The organism is Vibrio coralliilyticus, from assembly GCF_024449095.1.
Taxonomy (GTDB): Bacteria; Pseudomonadota; Gammaproteobacteria; order Enterobacterales; family Vibrionaceae; genus Vibrio; species Vibrio coralliilyticus_A.
The window spans coordinates 1659417-1676426 of the sequence record NZ_CP024627.1 but is presented as its reverse complement, the minus strand read 5'-3'; the positions used below and the strand labels follow the sequence as shown (position 1 = coordinate 1676426).

The following is a 17010-nucleotide window of genomic DNA, read 5'->3' as shown; positions in this document are numbered from 1 at the left end:
CTTGTTTTTGCTGAATGCATTCACCCCGCAGATATGTGTATTGTTTGATATTTCAGCTACTGAGATAATCCTGCACCCAATGAGAACAGCAGAAGAAGCTATTGATTGAGAATTCAATAGTTTTGTTATTCACCGGTAAAGGAGCTACACGTGCCATCTGTTGTGGAACAGGTTGATTTACCTCAGCCAATAGAACTTCGCAGTGGCCTTGGTCACCATTCGCGTACTGTCCCCCAAATTCTCCATCCTGAGAACGATGTGGAATTACAACAAACCATCAAGCAGGCTTACGTAAAAAAGCTATCTGTCTATCCTATCGGTAGAGGTAATAACTGGGGGTATGGTTATAAATCGCCTGCCACTGATGGCTGTACACTACTCGACCTAAGTGGCATGAATCGTATCCTGAGCTTTGATGAAGAACTGGGAGTCATCGAAATAGAACCAGGTGTCACACAAGGTCAGGTGTCATCTTATCTTAAGCACACTCCATGGATGCTGGATTGTACCGGAGCAGGGCCAGATACAAGTGTAATGGGAAATGTACTGGAAAGAGGGTTTGGTCATGGTCCTGTGGGTAACCGAAGTCAACACTTTACCATCAGCGAGTTAATATTAGCCAATGGCGAAGTGATGAAGCTTAATCAGAGCGTGCGATACTGTGGTCGAGCGGGACTTGCTGCTAACCTTCACGAATTGTTCACCCAGAATAATATTGCGGTGATCAGCAAAATGAAGTTTGAACTGATGCTCAAACCTGAGTCCAGCTTACGTTGCCTCGTTCGTCTAAAGTCAGCCAATGATTTGCCTGCTTACATCGAAATAATGCGTCGCTTGAAATCAGAAGGTAGTATTGATGGGCTACCGCACTTGGGTAACACCTATCGAATGTTAACCATGATGGAACGATTCAATTTCGCCAAGTGGAGCACTGATGAAGGTGCTAACCTAGGGGATATTGAGTCACTGTGTAAGCAGTACAAGCTGACTCCTTGGTCGGGAGCTTTTGTTATTACCGGTACACATAAAATTGCCAAAGCAAAAGCCGCGCGTGTAAAAGCACTACTCAAATCGGTTGCACAGGTGAATGTAGTTAGCCTATCCACATTGAAGCAGATGAATCAAATTGCTATTAGTGCCAACCGATTTTTGGGCCGTTTGCCTGTCTATCGGCGTCTACAGAATAGCCTTAATGAGTTTACTGAGATGATGGATATGTTAGAGGGGAACCCAAAAGATTTGGCTTTAAAAGGTTGTTATTGGCGTTACCGTGGCAACGTACCGGAAAAAATGAACCCCGTGGAAGACGGAGCGGGTTTTTACTGGGTTGCGCCAACGTTACCTATGCTTGGTGAAGAAGTAGAAAAGTGTATGCGTATTTCAAAACAGGCTTTTGATAAAGCAGGTTTTGAGTTTGGTGTAACTTTGACTGCCGTTAACGCATATATGTGTCAGGCAATAATCAGCATTTATTATGATGCAGGCAATCCAGACGAAGTGAGTCGAGCGACAGACCTAGTAAAAAAACTTCGAACCCTCTATCAGCATTATCAATGGCCTTGCTATCGACGTGCTGTCGATGAGATGCCATTCCGTCGCGATCACGAACTTGAAAAAGATGCATTAACGCTGCGTAGCAGAATCAAAGCCGCATTTGATCCTGACAACATTGTTTCTCCTGGTCGTTACCAAATGGATGTGTCTTATCCATTTACGATGGAGGATCAATCATGATCTTAAGGAGCAGACGTATCTCCAGTGATGAGGACTTTCAGGCGTTTGCCAAGCACTATCAATCGATATCAGGTAATAAAACTAGGGTCGAACATCTACAAAGTCGAACATGTGTGCGTGCATTTTTTGATTCAAAAGGAGAGATGTGTGCAGGGTATTCAGTGAACTGCGGTAACCCTTTGGTCTATATGGCTGACTTACCAGTAGATATGAAGGAGCATCCCCTTCAATATGCAACGGAAAATATTGTTGAAGGTGGGGGGCTTTGGGTTGAACGAGCGCTTTCTGACTTTGAGCGTGGGTTTGTCTTTATTTATGCTAGCTGGGAAGCATATCGCATGAAGAAACGCTATTTCATGTCAGGTGCTCGTAACCCTAAAGTTGCCGAGAGGCAGAAGTACATTTACCCTCATGTCCTATTTGAAGGCCCAACTGAGAAGTTTGATTATGTCTGTATGCTATACTGCCGGCGTCAGTATATTCTCTTTCAGATTGGGCTCTTCATTTCACGATACTGGATTGTTCAGCCGATTAAAAAATGGTTTAGAAGTCTGAAAGCAGTGACTACCTAAGTGGAATTTATCAAGAGCCTGTACAAGGCTCTTTTCAGCTAGGTACGCTACAAGGACCGTGTTAGCGCTGCCAACAAAATCCCAAATGTGATTGATAAAAGTGGCCTTTTCAAAACTAGCGTGCCAATGGCGGTCACTAGCAAAGCAACTTTAGCTCCTATGTCTCCAGTAATAAATAATGGCGCAATAATCGCTACTAGCACTGAGCCCGACATGGCGGCTATAAATTGTTGTACTCGCTGACTAATTGGAATGTAGGACATCACGTATATACCACCCCAACGTGTAATGATGGTTACCACAGTCATGATGGCAATAATCGCCAAAGTGCCAAATTCTGTTGTCTCAATGTTCATTGTTTTTATCTCCTACCAGCACTCCAGCAATACCCCCAGTCAGTGCTCCTACAATCACGTGGGCATTCTCTGGTAGGTACAAATACGCGATAATCGATGAGAATGCAGCAGATACCCAGATAATGTAGATGCCATGGTCTTTATTTCCCTCAAGTACCATAGTCAGTAGAAAGCAGCCCATTACCATATCAATACCATAAGCTGCTGGGTTTTGAATTGCGTTACCAAAATAAACACCAACCCAAGTACCAATAATCCAGAAAATCCAAAGCGCTAGACCTCCACCAAACAAAATTCCTAGTCCTTTTGAGTGGTCATTATTAGCAAACGCTTTCATGGACATCGCCCAGTTAGCATCTGAAGCAAATAGCATTACGCTGTAACGTGGTAAAGCTTTCATTGTTCTGATATGAGGGTATAGCGTTGCCCCGATCAGAAGATGGCGAGCATTAATCGCAAATACCGTGATAGCCAAAGGAATAATAGGGACTTGCACGCCCCAAAGGTCTAACGCACCAAACTGAGAAGCGCCTGCAAATACCAGAGTGCTCATCCACAAAGCTGAGGATTCACTTAGACCGACTTGAACAGCAGCTAGACCAAAAGCTGTACCAAAGACCACAACAAATATTGAGATCGGTAGCAAGCTAATAAAGCCTTGTTGTACTGATTGATACTCTAGTTTTAGTTCTTTTTCGAGCATGTAATTAGCCATCTTTTGAGTAATAAGAATTGAAATAAACAGTAAACTGAAATGATGCAATCGAAAAGCGAATAATTCAGAATTCACTCATTTCAAAATCGAATAATGATCGTTTGACGCCATAAATTAACAGCTAACAACAGACTTGCGTTTGTGTTCTTGACTCTGTGTGGTGTGTCTGAAACGTTGAGGAGAGAGTGTGAATGGAAGCCATTGTTCATCGCAAACACTGACTTCCAAAGGTTTAAGAGCTTATACGTGTTGTTAAGATAGTGAAGGTGACCTCAGCTCGTTCCATTAAGCAGTTTATGCTCTAAATGTTGCAGCCACAGTGCTGGGTTCCCGTAGTAGTCACTGTGTTGCAGGCTTATATACTGTCCGTCTGATTCAGCGACAAAAGTCGGGTAGCTGGTTACATTTAACGCCTTCATAAGCTGCTTTGAGGCTTTAATTTTAGCTATTTCTGGCTGCTCTTGATTTGCGAGTGCCTGATGCCATTCTACTAAATTTCCTCCTAGATTCTGCATGACCTTAGCAAGTATTGCTGGCTGAGTTATATCGCTGCCATCGAAATAATGTGCCCGTTGAATCTCCTTCAAACTCTTCAAAGATGAGATCCCAAGGGATTCTGCAAGCAAGATAGCTCTTGTTGGTAAGAAAGAATCAAGAATGAACTCTTTGTTACTGGCTACCTTGCTTAGGTATGATTCACCGAACTTGGCGTCTGTCCGCTCTGAGATATGTTTGTCGCTGTGTAAAATATGTTGTCGAAAATCAGGTTTGACAGAGCGATATGACACCATACCACCAGGGTGCAAGCAAAGGTCAAAATGTGCATGATTTTCAATCATTTCCATTAGTGGGGTAGCGCCGTAGCACCAACCACACATTGGGTCGTAAAAAACGTGAACTTTTACCACTCCATTTCTCCTTTGTGAACTTTTGCGCCAATACTTAGAGCCACGGGTAACGCCGCTTCAGCGTATTTTTCATTCATTTTTTCAATCAGCTGCTCGCTGTTTTCAGTGGTTTGCTTTGCTTGCTTAAAGTCTTTTAGATACTGCTGAGAGTATTGAATAGAATTCACATCTAACTTTGTACCCGATAGCATATGTCCTGGGACAACAATTTCAGGTTTTAGTGACTGTATTTCATTCAATTGTTTAGACCAAAGCGCTTGGCTATCATCACTTTGAGCATCGGCCATCCACAAGTGAAGGTTCGTACCATAGATTGAAACATTTCCTAGCACCGCTTTTTCAGAAGGGATCCATAGATATGGTCGATGGGCAATGTCGCCATCATTACCATGGATTTCAATGGTATGACCGTCAATGGTTAAATTAGAGGCCGTATAGGCATCTGGAATGTAAGGTTTTACTGGCGCGTTAGCTCCCATACGAGGTGCCCAAACTTTCAGTTTGGTTGGTAGCTTTTCCTCAATGACTTTTCTCACAGCAGGTGTTGTAATGATTTGAGCCTCTGGGAATAATTCATGGAGAACTTCCGCACCAAAATAGTAATCAGGGTCTGCCTGACTAATAAAAATAGTTTTCAGAGGTTTTCCTGCGTCTAGAACCTTGGCTGCAATGCGAAGAGCATCTGCTTTTGTAAATCCAGTGTCGACGACCATCACTTCTGTGTCTCCGACAATGAGTGTTGAATTGACGTAGAAACTGTTTTGGTCAGCACTGTAAACATCAAAAGTGAGGTTCGATTGTTCTGCAGCATAAGTGTGAGTTGCAATAAGCATTGAAGCCGCAAGTAATGTCAGTTTTTTCATCATTCTCTCCATTAACAGGGTTGTGTGTGGACGGGAGAATAGTAGGGCATTGACCTGTTCTGAAAAATACCACAAAGTTAACAACATTATTTCTTAAATCGAGCATATTATGGATAGAGTGACTGCAGCAAAAGTGTTCATTGATGTCGCACAGTCGGGAAGCTTTACCGCCACAGCTGATAGGTTAGACATGTCGAGGCCAATGGTGACAAGATATGTTGAAGCGATGGAAGATTGGCTAAATGTACGGCTCTTGCACCGTACGACAAGGAAAGTCTCTCTCACTACTGCAGGAGAAGCGTGCTTTAAACAGGTTGAGCAATGGCTAAACCAGGCTGATAAGTTATTGGCTATTACGGATACCGCTAATGAGCTAACCGGAACGGTGAGAATCGCGACCAGCATGTCGTTTGGTTTTGCTCAATTAGTACCTGCAATTACTGATTTTATGAATCTGCACCCCAAAGTCAGCATTGATATCGATCTTCAAGATTCAGTAACCGATATGGCAGACAACCAAATTGATTTGGCGATCAGAATTGCTTCCAACCCAGATCCCTCCTTGATTGGTAAGCCCATTGCTGTGTGTGATTCTGTGATTGTTGCTTCCCCGAGTTATGCTAAACAAATACAAGTCAGTGAACCAGAAGACCTCTCTCAGCTGCATTGTTTGGGTTACAAAAACTTTCAGCGCCATGTATGGCATTTAAGTAAAGGAGCAGAACATCGAGCGGTGGAAGTGCAGTGTCAGTTAACAGCCAACGAAGCAACTGTTTTGCTGCATGCGGCAATTAACGGAGCGGGATTAGCGGTTCAGCCGAGATATCTCGCTGATGAGTATCTTGCAAGTGGCAAACTTGTCGAAGTGCTTCCTGAATGGAAACCTCAACAAATGAAGGTCTACGCTTTGTATTCTTCTCGAAAGCACTTGTCGGCAACAGTACGCTGTCTTATCGACTTTTTTGAACAGTATCTTTCCTAGATAAACTAGCTGAGCAAGCCAAAAAGCTATCCCCCAGGAGAATTGAGGGATAGCGATATATTATGACTAAGGGTTGTCGACACGGTACCAGAAACATTGTTTTGAGTTAGTTCTAGCATCTAACATCCACGTGTAGCTGCAATGGCTGTCATAGCTATAACGACCCACATCAATAGTATAGGGGCCAAATGACTTATCTTGTAATGATTGAAAACGCCCGTTATACAACAGCGAAAAATGCAGATGTGGCCCTGTGGATGAGCCACCTTGGCATAAGGCGACGTTTTTCTGGCTAGCATAGGTGCCGATTTTTTGGTTCTTAGCCACCCAAGCTCCATCTTGTACTTCGATCCCATCCATGTGGTAATAGTTTGTTGCCCATCCATTCTTTGCTGTCACTCTTAGTTGGCAACGAGAAAATACAGAAACGTACCCTTCATGTGCTGCTGTGACGCTATAAGTTTGTCCTCCCCAGCGCGGCCAATCATAAGAGACATCAAGCGATGAGAGCGGAAACCCTGATCCTGTGTGTGAGTGTGGACCATTGGGTATCCAGTTATAGCCAGCTCTCCATGGCCATTGCATCTCAGGGGGGGAGACGAAAGAGATATCTTCAACAAATGTTGGTGAGCCAAACTGTTGATAATAAAATGCCTGCCATTTAGGCCATTGTTCAATATTCTGCAGTGATGACACGATGGCATAGGTGGCAGCACGATCTATCGTGTTTGACTGCTGTCTGACGTGATAGAAAAGTTGCGAAAGGCGATTTGCTACATGTCGAATTTCACTTCTAAAGTGTTCTAACTCAGATATTGATAACGTATGAGCCGGCGACCATTCGTGAGATGCGGCTAGTGTGGCCAAGACCACCCGAGGATCCACGCCCATAGCACCACTCCAATGGTTCAGTTCTTCTTCTAATGCTAGCCATTGGGAGCCTTTAGCAAAGTGATCAGACATTGAAAAGGGGTATTTAATTGGTCTGTATACGAATCTTCCGTCTGGTATCAGAGTCGGGATATTGTGCGTTTCTAGAGTAGAAATATTAAGGTTTCCTGTGTCAATGACAGGCAGAAGTGAGTGTGTATGGCCTTGTATACTGAAAAGTAATAGCAAGACACCCAATAGTGTTTTCATGACGTTCTCCAACCAACTGTTATAACGGCAAGCTCCAATGTGTAGAACTTACGAGCTGACAGCTGATTCATTGAAGAACAACTGCTCGTGGACCTATCTCTTATGCATTGTTGGCTTGCGTGCGTATGACTGGCAAAATTGCCAATGTATTTAAGCCTTATACGGTGTAATGTTCTGGTTATATATTGAATAGAACAAAACGTGACCGTTATGAAAGTGTAATGAGTTGCCCGATTAGTGCCAAAATCGACTTTTGTCGTACGCTGTATAGAATATTGAACATAAGAAAGTCGGGTAACGAGTCATGAGGTGTAATGAAGAGATGAGCGTTCTGATCACAAAGGCTTTAAACGGATGTACAAAGATAATTACGCTGCGATGCATGGCATGGAAGAAGCTTCCATGCCATCCCCACAACACTGATGTTTATTACTTTTAGAAGATAATCACTGTTAAAGTGAATACCGTCTAATATTTGAAGTTTGCAACAATTTGCTCCAACTTATGGCTAACACCGGATACTTGCTCACTACAGCGTACTGAACCTGCAACGACTTTATGCGTATCTCCTGCTAGATGTGCGATTTCCGTGATGTTTCGGTCAATATCAGCGGATACCATAGATTGCTCTTCTGAAGCGGTAGCAATTTGAGTATTCATATCAGACATTTCATTGATACGTAGCGCCATATTATCTATCGCTTTTACCACGTCTTTAGTGCTCGCGTTAGTGCGGTGAGCTTGCTCAAGGCTGGTGGACATTTTGGCGACGGTTTGTTGGATGCCTGAGGTTAGTGTTTGAATAGTCGTTTCAATTTGATGAGTAGAATTATTGGTCATCAGTGAAAGTTGTCTTACCTCATCAGCGACTACGGCAAAACCTCGGCCGTTTTCACCTGCACGGGCAGCTTCAATCGCGGCGTTTAATGCAAGTAGGTTGGTTTGCTCGGCAATACCTTGAATGGTGGCGATGACCTGATTGATCTCCTTACTTTGCTCAGCTAAGTCTTCAATCAAGTTTTGCGAGTCTTCAATGTTTGATGACAGCGTTTGTATACTTTCGCTGGTGGAATGCGTTACCTTGAGGGCGCTATCAGCTTCATACTTCATGCTTTCAGCGTTTTGTGCTGCTGACTCGATATTGGCAGTAATTTCGTTGCTGGTCATTACGAGCTCGTTCACAGCAGTTGCTACTGACTCAGACTGTATTTTTTGCTGTTCTGCGTTGTTCATGCTTTTAGCGGCAGCGTGCTCAGAACTGCATGAGCTTTCACTCAATACTGTCATTACGTTTGCCAATTCTTTAATGTGACCATGTAACTGGGAGATAAATCGATCAAAAGAGTTAGCAAGCTGGGCCAGCTCATCATCCCCTTTGGCATTCATACGCACCGTGAGATCACCATCACCGCTGGCAATGTTCTCCATAAGTGTGTTTATAGCTTGAATTCGACTGAGTATGGTTCTTCCGATAAGGAGTAGCATACTGGAAAGTAAGACTACAATGGCTCCTCCAATTAAGAAAAGCTTATTTTTGATGTCTGAGGATTTTTGAGAAATGACTTGGCTTATCTCAGTTTGGAGCCCATTAATGGCTTTTTCGGTATTGTGAACGTTAGATCTGAGTGCGCCTCTAACCCCGTCGCTAGAAGTCAGACCTAGAACTTCACATGCTTCAACGAGCTTTTCGGCGTTTCGTTGGTATTGATTGAATACAGGCTGAAGATCAACAGGGACATGCTTACTAGTAGAGAACTTATCGATAGCGGCCAGCAGGGCAGCACTGGTTTCCTTGTCGGTATTCGCGAGATATCGGTAATCTGCTTCCATTAACTCAAGCAGCTCAACCTCTAAAGCGAAACTGTCTTTATCGGCCGCTGCCACTTTCAATGCTTTTCTTGCTTGTTCCAATTCTGAAATTAAATTCGAGGAGGATTCAACGCCCTCAATGGTATTCACTTGATCAACCAGTTGATGAAATTGAACCTGATACTGATTCAGAGTCGATATAATCGTTGATGTACGTTCTTCCATATCAAGGTTGTGGGACTTTAAAACGGCGGTGAGAGCCGTTAAACGTTCCGATAATTCTTCAAATGTTTTGTCGAAACGCTGTGGGTATTTCATATCTTTCCGTGCCAGAAAATCTTTTTCGTGACGACGTAACATGAGTAGGTCAACGGAACTTTGTAAGTTATCGATGGCAGCGTTTTCTAGAGACTTCAAGTTGTTAAAGCTGATTTGCTCGTAATAAGCGTACAAACCGACACTGACGAGTAAAGTTAAATTGATAAGAATAAGCTTAGCGCGAATGGAAAAAGAAAAAGCAAACTGTTCTGATTTAGGTGATCCGCTCATGGACACCTCCCTGTAGCCTGATGACGTTGGATATTCGCTTAAATTATGTACATTATGACAGTTTTGTTAATGCGAATATAAAACTAATAGCACTAGGGAAGCGTTTTGCAAGCTAGAAGGCCGCAAATATAATTTTTTATCACCTTCTACCACAGCTAAGCTGAGGCATTTCACTTATTCCTCCTCACATTTTTTGGAAGTTGAACCCTTAAAATACAACTATGGTCTAATCTGAACGACTATTGCTGATAAATCTCAGGTGGTAAGCTTATATCAAATATAATGAAAGGGATTAGATATGACGTTTCCTTACAACAACATAGTAGTACTCACAGGGGCTGGAATTTCAGCCGAGTCAGGAATCCAAACGTTTAGAGCTCAGGATGGCTTATGGGAAAATCACCGCATTGAAGATGTAGCAACGCCAGAGGGATTTGAACGCAACCCTGATCTTGTACAAGAATTCTACAACCAGCGTCGCTTCAAACTTCAGGAAAAGGGTATAGAGCCGAATGCAGCCCACCTTGCTCTAGGGCGCCTTGAAAAGGAATTAGAAGGCACTGTTACCCTCATCACGCAAAATATCGACAATCTACATGAGCGTGGCGGTAGTCAAAATGTAATCCATATGCATGGAGAACTATTGAAAGCAAGATGCAGCGAATCAAATCAGGTGGTTGAGCAGAAAGGAGAGGTGAACACAGGTGATCTTTGCCATTGTTGTCAGATCCCTGCTCAGATGCGCCCTCATGTTGTATGGTTTGGAGAAATGCCTCTACGAATGGGTGATATCTATGAATCGTTAGAGAAAGCTGATTTGTTTATTTCAATAGGTACTTCTGGGGTCGTGTATCCAGCCGCAGGCTTTGTACATGATGCAAAAATGCATGGAGCTCATACGCTAGAGATTAACTTAGAGCCAAGTGCCATTGAGAGTGAGTTCGAAGAAAAACGATATGGCAAGGCAAGTATAGAGGTGCCTAAGCTGGTTGAGGAAATTTTGGCTCTGCAGGAATCAGAGGTTAAATAAAATAAGCTCAATTGCTCTCGGCGCGTTTGCGTTGAGAGTTTTTCATTTCATACATAGCTTTATCAGTTTTTATCAGGTTTTCTTTTAAGGTTTCAGGTGTTGAGGACTCAATACCGTAGCTGAAGAGTATCTCTTCTTTAATAAGTTCCTCTTTGATTCGCTCGATAAAAGCTTCACCTTCTCCAGGGCCAACCACAATCACAAATTCATCTCCGCCGATACGAAAGGCCTTGTCTGTTGGATTAACCGATGCATTAACAGCTTGTGCAAAGCGAATAATGGTTAAATCGCCACTGGCGTGGCCATGCGTGTCATTGATTTGCTTTAGACCATCCAAGTCGATATATATTAAATCGAATCGTTTACGATCAATCGAGAACAATTTTTTTCGGTTAAATAGGCCTGTCAGTTCATCCGTGTAAGCGTGCTCGTTCATTTGACGAAACAGTTGGGTGACACCAAAAGCAATTAATAGGTAGGCAATTTGAATTCCACCATCTTCAATCAGCGTATGAGTAAACTCGTTATTGTCTGCCCATCTATCTAGAGCGGGTATTTCAGTCAAGATATCATACGCTTGATCAGCGATTAGTAGTATTAAGCCCCACTTTAGGAAGTTGTTATTGCGATAAATTCCCCGAGAAACAGAGTAGATAAAGAGAAGAACGAGCAGAGTATTGGTTTCGAAAAGAAGGTCACTATAGGATTCTGGATGTGTTTGATAACTGATTGCCGTAACCAATATCGCAAGACCAGAAAGTACGCAGAAGCCAGATAGGAACCTTTTGTATCTTACAATCATAGTGCCCTCGGCTTAGGTGAAACCAATAAAGCGGCCAGAGCCGCTTTATTAAGTATATAACTGAAAACAAGTTTACGTGTTTAGTTATCGACTTTTAGTTTTTGAAAGTACTCATCGTAAAGCACACTTGCCTCTCCAACTTCGTCTTGCCAAGTACCGCTGTCCATCACTTCCTGCGGAGGGAAAATGCTTGGATCATTTGCAAACTCTTCAGGCAGTAGTTTATGAGCAGTAGCGACTGGTGTCGGGTAACCGATTTCTAGAGCGATCTTGGCGGCATTCTCAGGACGTAATAGGAAGTCGATCATCTTATGGGCTGCATCAACATTCTTTGCTTCAGCTGGAATGGCTAGGCTATCCATCCAGAAGATCGTGCCTTTTTCTGGCCAGATAATATCAATAGATGCACCTTCTTGACGTGCCATGTATGCAGAACCATTCCAAAGCATGCCAAGAGACACTTCACCAGCTAAATATGGATTTGCAGGGAAGTCTGAGTTGAACACTAATACGTTTGGCATCAGCTTTTTCAGCTCTTCGTAGGCTGCTTTAATTTCGTCTGGGTTGGTTGTATTTGGCGAGTAGCCAAGCTTAGTCAACGCAATATGGAAAACTTCACGTGAGTCATCCATTAGCATTAATTGACCTTCCCACTTGCTGTCCCACAAGTCGTCCCATTTAGTAACGGAAGACTTATCTAGCATGTCAGAGTTAATACCAATGCCCGTCGCACCCCAGATATAAGGGATAGAATAATTGTTGTTTGGGTCGAAAGGCTTGTTCAAGAAGTTGGTATCAAGGTCAGTGAAGTGTGACAGTTTCTTCTTGTCGATTTCTTGCAGCATACCTTCTTTACGCATCTTAGAAACGAAGTAAGTAGACGGTACTACCAAATCGTAACCAGATCCTTGAGTCTTAAGCTTAGCGTACATGCTTTCATTTGACTCGTAGGTAGAGTAAATAACCTTAATTCCCGTTTCTTTCGTAAAGTCTTCAAGAACTTCATTTGGAATGTATTCAGACCAGTTATAGAAGTAGAGTTCTTGATCAGCAGCCATTGCAGGGGAAGCAATTAACGTCGCTGCGCAAAGTGCACTTGCATAGAATTTACTTTTCATTCTTTTTCCGTTTTGTTTTTGCTGAATCAGTCAATCGTCAACCCTGACGATATTTGGAGATTAAGCCGTGAGTAAGGATGTTTATCGTAACGACAAACCATACAGAGAAGAATTATATCAGCCAATAACGAAAATAGGCAGCTCATGCTGCCTATTTCGAAGAAAATGAATGCTTATTGACCTGATTTGAGCTTCATAAAGTAATCTTCATATTTTACCGTCATACTGCCAATGGCATCTTGCCATTCGACACGGTCAAGGTCTTCTTGAGAAGGGAAGAGTGGGGCGACATCTTTAAACTTCTCATTGGATACTTGAACTGCTGTAAGGTATCCAGTGTCACGCGAAATTTGTTCTGCAATCTCTGGCCTTAGGAGAAAATCAATCATCTTATGAGCAGCATCTACATTTTTTGCACCGGATGAAATTGCAAAGTTATCCACCCAGCCAATTCCTCCTTCTTTAGGAAATATAAGCTTGAGGTTCATGCCTTCACTTTGAGCGGCTGCCGCACTGCCATTCCACAACATGCCTACGCCGACTTCGCCTGACATATAGGGTGCACCCGGATTATCAGAGTTAAACACTAGTACGTTAGGCATTAATTTTTGCAGCTCAGCATAAGCTTCATCGATTTGCTTCGGATCGGTTGAGTTACCCGAATAACCCAGTTTGCGTAGTGCAATATGGAATACTTCACGTGTGTCATCCATCAGCATGACCTGACCTTCAAGCTCTGGATTCCACAAATCTGCCCAGCTTTGAAAATCATTAGGGTCATACATATCGGCGTTTACGGCTAGACCAGTAATCGCAACAACGTGAGGGATAGAGTAGTCATTGCTTGGGTCATAAGGTTTATCTAGATAGTTTTTATCCAGATTATTAAAGTTGCTAATCTTAGATTTATCGATTTTTTGCAGCATACCTTCATCGCGCATTTTGGCGACGAAATACGTCGAAGGTACAACTAAATCGTAACCTTGATTGTGTGTCTTTAGCTTGGCGTATAAGGTTTCATTTGACTCGTAAGTTGAGTAGATAACCTTAATACCTGTCTCTTTGGTAAATTGTTCCAGAAGGCTGCTACTGATATATGGCCCCCAGTTCATAAATACCAGTTCTTTGTTTTCATCGGCGAACACTGAACTTGAGAACAGTGAAAGCGCACATGCACTACCAGCTAAAAAAGTAGCCCATTTTTTCATTGACGTTAGCTCCAAACCAAACGTTGCCGAATGCTCTTGAGTAATCACGTAAGCATAAACGGCGGTCGATAGAAAAACAGAATGACATCAAGCCATTCTGTTTCGTGAAATAAGGTGTAAATCTATTTAACTTTTTCTCTCGCGAGTAACTGAGAAATCACGACTAAGATGAGTGACACAATCAGCATGACAGTGGCAAGCGCGTTCACTTCTGGAGAGATTCCCACTTTAACCATTGAATAGATCTTGAGTGGTAATATCTCATAAGTTGGTCCTGTCACAAATGAACTAATGATGACGTCATCCAGTGATAGAGTAAAACTCAGCAACCAGCCTGCCGCCACAGCGGGTTTCGCCAGTGGCAGAATGATTTGTTTGAGAATAATCCATTCACTAGCACCAAGGTCTTTGGCTGCCTCAAGCATTTTTACATCAAAGCCATTTAAGCGGCTGTAAATCGTAACCACAACAAAAGGTAAACAGAAGGTAATATGCGCAATCAACAGGGTGAAAAAGCCCAGTTGTGCACCCAAAACCAAAAACAGCGCAAGCAACGAGATAGCCATTACAATATCGGGTGACATCATAACCACGAATAACATGCCGTTGACTGCGCTTTTCCCTTTAAACGTATAACGGAATAGGGCAACGGCCGTTAGACTTCCGATCATTGTTGCTGCAGTCGCCGAAAAAACCGCGACATTCAATGAGTGCCAAGCCGCTTGCATTAAGCTGTCATTATTAATTAACGTTTCGTACCACTTGGTGGTAAAGCCTCCCCATTTCATGCCGAATTTATTGGCATTAAATGAGTTGACGATCAACACGATGATTGGCAAATACAGAAATGCATAAACCAATGCCATAAAGCTAAATCTAACTGTACGTCCCATTAGTTTAGCTCCACTTTTTTATTCAATAACTTACCGGCTCGGTAGTAGGCATAGAGCATGATCGCCATGGCAATAGTCAGTGCGATACTCGTCGCGGCGCCAAATGGCCAATCTCGAGCATTAAGGACCTGGCTTTTAATCACGTTACCAATGAGCAAGTTCTTCGCCCCACCAAGTAGATCTGCAATGTAGAACATGCCTAAAGCAGGCAGAAGCACTAGTAGGCAACCACCTATAATACCTGGCATCGTCAGTGGCAAAATCACTTTTGTGATCGTCTGAAATTTGTTCGCGCCCAGATCTTTCGCCGCTTCAATGTAAGTATCATCAAGTTTCTCGATAGCTGAATAGAGTGGCAAAATCATAAATGGCAGTAGGATATAGACTAAGCCGATCATCACCGCTGTCTCGGTATACATCAGACGAATAGGTTTTTCGATGATTTCCATTGCCATTAGGGATTTATTCAATACTCCTTGAGTCCCAAGCACAATCTTTAGGCCATAAGTCCGGATCAGTGAGTTTGTCCAAAAAGGCACAATCACTAAAAACAGCATGATAGGTCGCCATTTCTCTGGCATTTTTGCGATGATGTAAGCAAAAGGATAACCAATCACCAAACACAGTAATGTTGCTACAATCGCCATATAGAAAGAATGCCATAGCACTTTTGCATAGAGCGGATCCATCAAACGAAGGTAGTTATCGAACGTAAATGTCAGTTCAATCAGATTCGCTTCATCACGGGTCAGAAAACTGGTACCAATGATCATGAGGTTGGGCACAAGCACAAACAGCGCTAGCCAACCGACAATCAATGTGATGATGGCGTTCTGCAGATTAAGCTTTTTGCTTATCATTAAGAACCACCTCCCAGCTTTCAACCCAAGTGATCGCCACTTTCTGGCCTAATGAATGGTCAACATCAGGATCATCCTCATTGAAGAACTCACTCACCATAACGCGAGTCCCTGAGTCGAGTTCAATCACTGAGTCTAAGGTCATGCCTTTGTACGTACGTTCTGTTACGTGGCCAACAATCCCTTTTTGTTCGGATTCGTTAATTTCTTCTAATCGGAGATCTTCCGGGCGGAGCAGGACTTGAAGTTTGTCTCCTGTCAGAGCTTCGTTATCGTAGTAAACAATCGATTCAACACCTTCAATTTCAGCGCGAATTCGCTTCTCATCGATACGTTCTATCATGGTTGCGTCAAATACGTTGATTTCACCAATAAAGCGAGCAACAAATAAATTCTTAGGCTCTTCGTAGATCTCGCGAGGCGAGCCGTCCTGTTCAATGATGCCGTCGCGCATCACAATAATGCGGTCTGACATTGAAAGCGCTTCTTCCTGATCGTGTGTGACAAAGATAAAGGTGATGCCAAGCTGGCGCTGAAGCTGTTTAAGCTCTATTTGCATCTGTTTACGCAATTTGTAATCGAGAGCTGACAGAGATTCGTCAAGTAATAAAACCTTGGGTTTGTTGACTACGGCACGTGCAATCGCGATACGTTGTTGCTGACCGCCCGAAAGCTGATGTGGTTTACGTTGCGCCATTTTTTCAAGACGCACCATTTTCAATGCTTCGATGACACGCGGTTCAATGTCAGTGGAGGGGACTTTCTGCATACGCAAGCCAAAGGCAACGTTGTCAAAAACGGTCATGTGTGGGAACAAGGCGTAACTTTGGAATACAGTGTTGACGTGTCTTTGCTCAGCAGGAACATGAGTGACATTCTGACTATCAAGAATGATGTCACCATTATCAGCGGCTTCAAAACCGGCAATCATCCTTAATACAGTGGTTTTACCACAGCCTGACGGACCTAAAATGGTTAGAAATTCACCATGATTCACATCAAGGTTAAGATTTCTGATAATCTCTTTGCCATCAAAACTTTTGCTTATACCAGTTAAACGGATAACTGGCTGTCCTGCGTGTTGTTTAGCGTTCAACGTCTGTCTTTCTCCCAATCGGCCAACAGAAATGACCCGTAGTTACACAAATTAGAGGCGCGCATCATAATCACCAAAAGTGTGAAATCAAAGTATTTTCTTACCTTGAAACACAAAAAATTTTGCAGGTTAAGGTAAACATTTTTTACCATACTGTTTTAAGGCGACTCTAATGCTTTAAACATAGAAAACTTATGGCAAATTTAGGCTTTGATTGCGCAGTTAATGGTCAATTATCAATCATATGGGTAATAAAGCAAGCAGATGAGTACGAATCGATTTTGGACTTGGTAAGGTTTCAGTATAATGTCTGGATGTCGTAACATAACTCTTAATCAACAAGTTAGCTTAGTGCATGATGTATTAAGCGCTGGG

General features: G+C 42.8%; 16 protein-coding genes. 4 read left to right on the top strand and 12 right to left on the bottom strand.

The features are described from left to right. The first annotated feature begins 150 nt into the window (after positions 1–150). Both CTT30_RS07995 and CTT30_RS07990 read left to right on the top strand, forming a co-directional pair. A complete protein-coding gene (locus CTT30_RS07995) occupies positions 151–1734 on the top strand; it encodes an FAD-binding oxidoreductase (RefSeq protein ID WP_252034537.1) in 1584 nt (527 codons plus the stop codon). Continuing rightward, positions 1731–2306, top strand: coding sequence for a hypothetical protein (locus CTT30_RS07990; protein WP_252034535.1), 576 nt, complete (start codon positions 1731–1733; stop codon positions 2304–2306). The genes CTT30_RS07995 and CTT30_RS07990 overlap by 4 nt, the downstream gene beginning before the upstream one ends. 47 nt (positions 2307–2353) lie before the next feature. Here CTT30_RS07990 and CTT30_RS07985 read toward each other — a convergent pair whose 3' ends face one another. From CTT30_RS07985 to CTT30_RS07970, 4 genes are all read right to left on the bottom strand, one after another. Further along, on the bottom strand, positions 2354–2662 hold the full coding sequence (locus CTT30_RS07985) for a branched-chain amino acid transport AzlD family protein (RefSeq protein ID WP_239836969.1): 309 nt from the start codon (positions 2660–2662) through the stop codon (positions 2354–2356). After that, positions 2652–3365, bottom strand: coding sequence for an AzlC family ABC transporter permease (locus CTT30_RS07980; protein WP_239836967.1), 714 nt, complete (start codon positions 3363–3365; stop codon positions 2652–2654). Before CTT30_RS07980 ends, CTT30_RS07985 begins: the two co-directional genes overlap by 11 nt. A 284-nt stretch (positions 3366–3649) precedes the next feature. Next, the gene (locus CTT30_RS07975; RefSeq protein ID WP_252034533.1) at positions 3650–4285 is read right to left on the bottom strand and encodes a DsbA family protein; all 636 of its coding nucleotides are present in this window, start codon (positions 4283–4285) and stop codon (positions 3650–3652) included. Beyond that, entirely contained in the window at positions 4279–5148 is an 870-nt protein-coding gene (locus CTT30_RS07970; protein ID WP_252036625.1) for an MBL fold metallo-hydrolase, read from the bottom strand. Before CTT30_RS07970 ends, CTT30_RS07975 begins: the two co-directional genes overlap by 7 nt. A 109-nt stretch (positions 5149–5257) precedes the next feature. On the opposite strand from CTT30_RS07970, the gene CTT30_RS07965 reads away from it, so the two are divergent. Next, complete coding sequence (locus CTT30_RS07965) at positions 5258–6130, top strand: LysR family transcriptional regulator (RefSeq protein ID WP_239875843.1); 873 nt, start codon at positions 5258–5260, stop codon at positions 6128–6130. 66 nt (positions 6131–6196) lie between these two features. On the opposite strand, the gene CTT30_RS07960 is transcribed toward CTT30_RS07965, so the two are convergent. Together CTT30_RS07960 and CTT30_RS07955 are read right to left on the bottom strand one after the other, a co-directional pair. Further along, a complete protein-coding gene (locus tag CTT30_RS07960; protein WP_252034531.1) occupies positions 6197–7270 on the bottom strand; it encodes a M23 family metallopeptidase in 1074 nt (357 codons plus the stop codon). Positions 7271–7738: 468 nt separating this feature from the next. Continuing rightward, a complete protein-coding gene (locus tag CTT30_RS07955; RefSeq protein WP_252034529.1) occupies positions 7739–9628 on the bottom strand; it encodes a methyl-accepting chemotaxis protein in 1890 nt (629 codons plus the stop codon). Between the two features lie 298 nt (positions 9629–9926). On the opposite strand from CTT30_RS07955, the gene cobB reads away from it, so the two are divergent. Then, the gene (cobB, locus tag CTT30_RS07950) at positions 9927–10658 is read left to right on the top strand and encodes a Sir2 family NAD+-dependent deacetylase (protein WP_252034527.1); all 732 of its coding nucleotides are present in this window, start codon (positions 9927–9929) and stop codon (positions 10656–10658) included. A 7-nt stretch (positions 10659–10665) separates the two neighbouring features. On the opposite strand, the gene CTT30_RS07945 is transcribed toward cobB, so the two are convergent. The 6 genes from CTT30_RS07945 to potA all read right to left on the bottom strand — a co-directional run bounded on the left by CTT30_RS07945 (position 10666) and on the right by potA (position 16653). After that, complete coding sequence (locus CTT30_RS07945) at positions 10666–11460, bottom strand: GGDEF domain-containing protein (protein ID WP_252034524.1); 795 nt, start codon at positions 11458–11460, stop codon at positions 10666–10668. An 80-nt stretch (positions 11461–11540) separates the two neighbouring features. Next, positions 11541–12578, bottom strand: coding sequence for an extracellular solute-binding protein (locus CTT30_RS07940; protein ID WP_239836955.1), 1038 nt, complete (start codon positions 12576–12578; stop codon positions 11541–11543). A gap of 173 nt (positions 12579–12751) precedes the next feature. Continuing rightward, positions 12752–13786 (bottom strand): extracellular solute-binding protein, encoded by a 1035-nt coding sequence (locus CTT30_RS07935; RefSeq protein ID WP_252034522.1) that lies wholly within the window; start codon positions 13784–13786, stop codon positions 12752–12754. A gap of 122 nt (positions 13787–13908) precedes the next feature. Beyond that, the gene (potC, locus tag CTT30_RS07930; RefSeq protein ID WP_252034520.1) at positions 13909–14679 is read right to left on the bottom strand and encodes a spermidine/putrescine ABC transporter permease PotC; all 771 of its coding nucleotides are present in this window, start codon (positions 14677–14679) and stop codon (positions 13909–13911) included. Beyond that, entirely contained in the window at positions 14679–15539 is an 861-nt protein-coding gene (gene potB / locus CTT30_RS07925; protein WP_239836951.1) for a spermidine/putrescine ABC transporter permease PotB, read from the bottom strand. The genes potC and potB overlap by 1 nt, the downstream gene beginning before the upstream one ends. Next, positions 15520–16653, bottom strand: coding sequence for a spermidine/putrescine ABC transporter ATP-binding protein PotA (gene potA, locus CTT30_RS07920; RefSeq protein ID WP_239836949.1), 1134 nt, complete (start codon positions 16651–16653; stop codon positions 15520–15522). The genes potB and potA overlap by 20 nt, the downstream gene beginning before the upstream one ends. Between the last annotated feature and the right edge of the window lie 357 nt (positions 16654–17010).

What these genes read in the sequence shown, in the direction of transcription:
- CTT30_RS07990 (WP_252034535.1), top strand. Translation starts at nt 1,731, where the DNA reads ATGATCTTAAGGAGCAGACGTATCTCCAGTGATGAGGACTTTCAGGCG.
- CTT30_RS07945 (WP_252034524.1), bottom strand. Translation starts at nt 11,460, where the DNA reads ATGATTGTAAGATACAAAAGGTTCCTATCTGGCTTCTGCGTACTTTCT.
- potB (WP_239836951.1), bottom strand. Translation starts at nt 15,539, where the DNA reads ATGATAAGCAAAAAGCTTAATCTGCAGAACGCCATCATCACATTGATT.
- cobB (WP_252034527.1), top strand. Translation starts at nt 9,927, where the DNA reads ATGACGTTTCCTTACAACAACATAGTAGTACTCACAGGGGCTGGAATT.
- CTT30_RS07955 (WP_252034529.1), bottom strand. Translation starts at nt 9,628, where the DNA reads ATGAGCGGATCACCTAAATCAGAACAGTTTGCTTTTTCTTTTTCCATT.
- CTT30_RS07960 (WP_252034531.1), bottom strand. Translation starts at nt 7,270, where the DNA reads ATGAAAACACTATTGGGTGTCTTGCTATTACTTTTCAGTATACAAGGC.
- CTT30_RS07965 (WP_239875843.1), top strand. Translation starts at nt 5,258, where the DNA reads ATGGATAGAGTGACTGCAGCAAAAGTGTTCATTGATGTCGCACAGTCG.
- CTT30_RS07935 (WP_252034522.1), bottom strand. Translation starts at nt 13,786, where the DNA reads ATGAAAAAATGGGCTACTTTTTTAGCTGGTAGTGCATGTGCGCTTTCA.
- CTT30_RS07985 (WP_239836969.1), bottom strand. Translation starts at nt 2,662, where the DNA reads ATGAACATTGAGACAACAGAATTTGGCACTTTGGCGATTATTGCCATC.
- CTT30_RS07970 (WP_252036625.1), bottom strand. Translation starts at nt 5,148, where the DNA reads ATGAAAAAACTGACATTACTTGCGGCTTCAATGCTTATTGCAACTCAC.
- potC (WP_252034520.1), bottom strand. Translation starts at nt 14,679, where the DNA reads ATGGGACGTACAGTTAGATTTAGCTTTATGGCATTGGTTTATGCATTT.
- CTT30_RS07940 (WP_239836955.1), bottom strand. Translation starts at nt 12,578, where the DNA reads ATGAAAAGTAAATTCTATGCAAGTGCACTTTGCGCAGCGACGTTAATT.
- CTT30_RS07980 (WP_239836967.1), bottom strand. Translation starts at nt 3,365, where the DNA reads ATGCTCGAAAAAGAACTAAAACTAGAGTATCAATCAGTACAACAAGGC.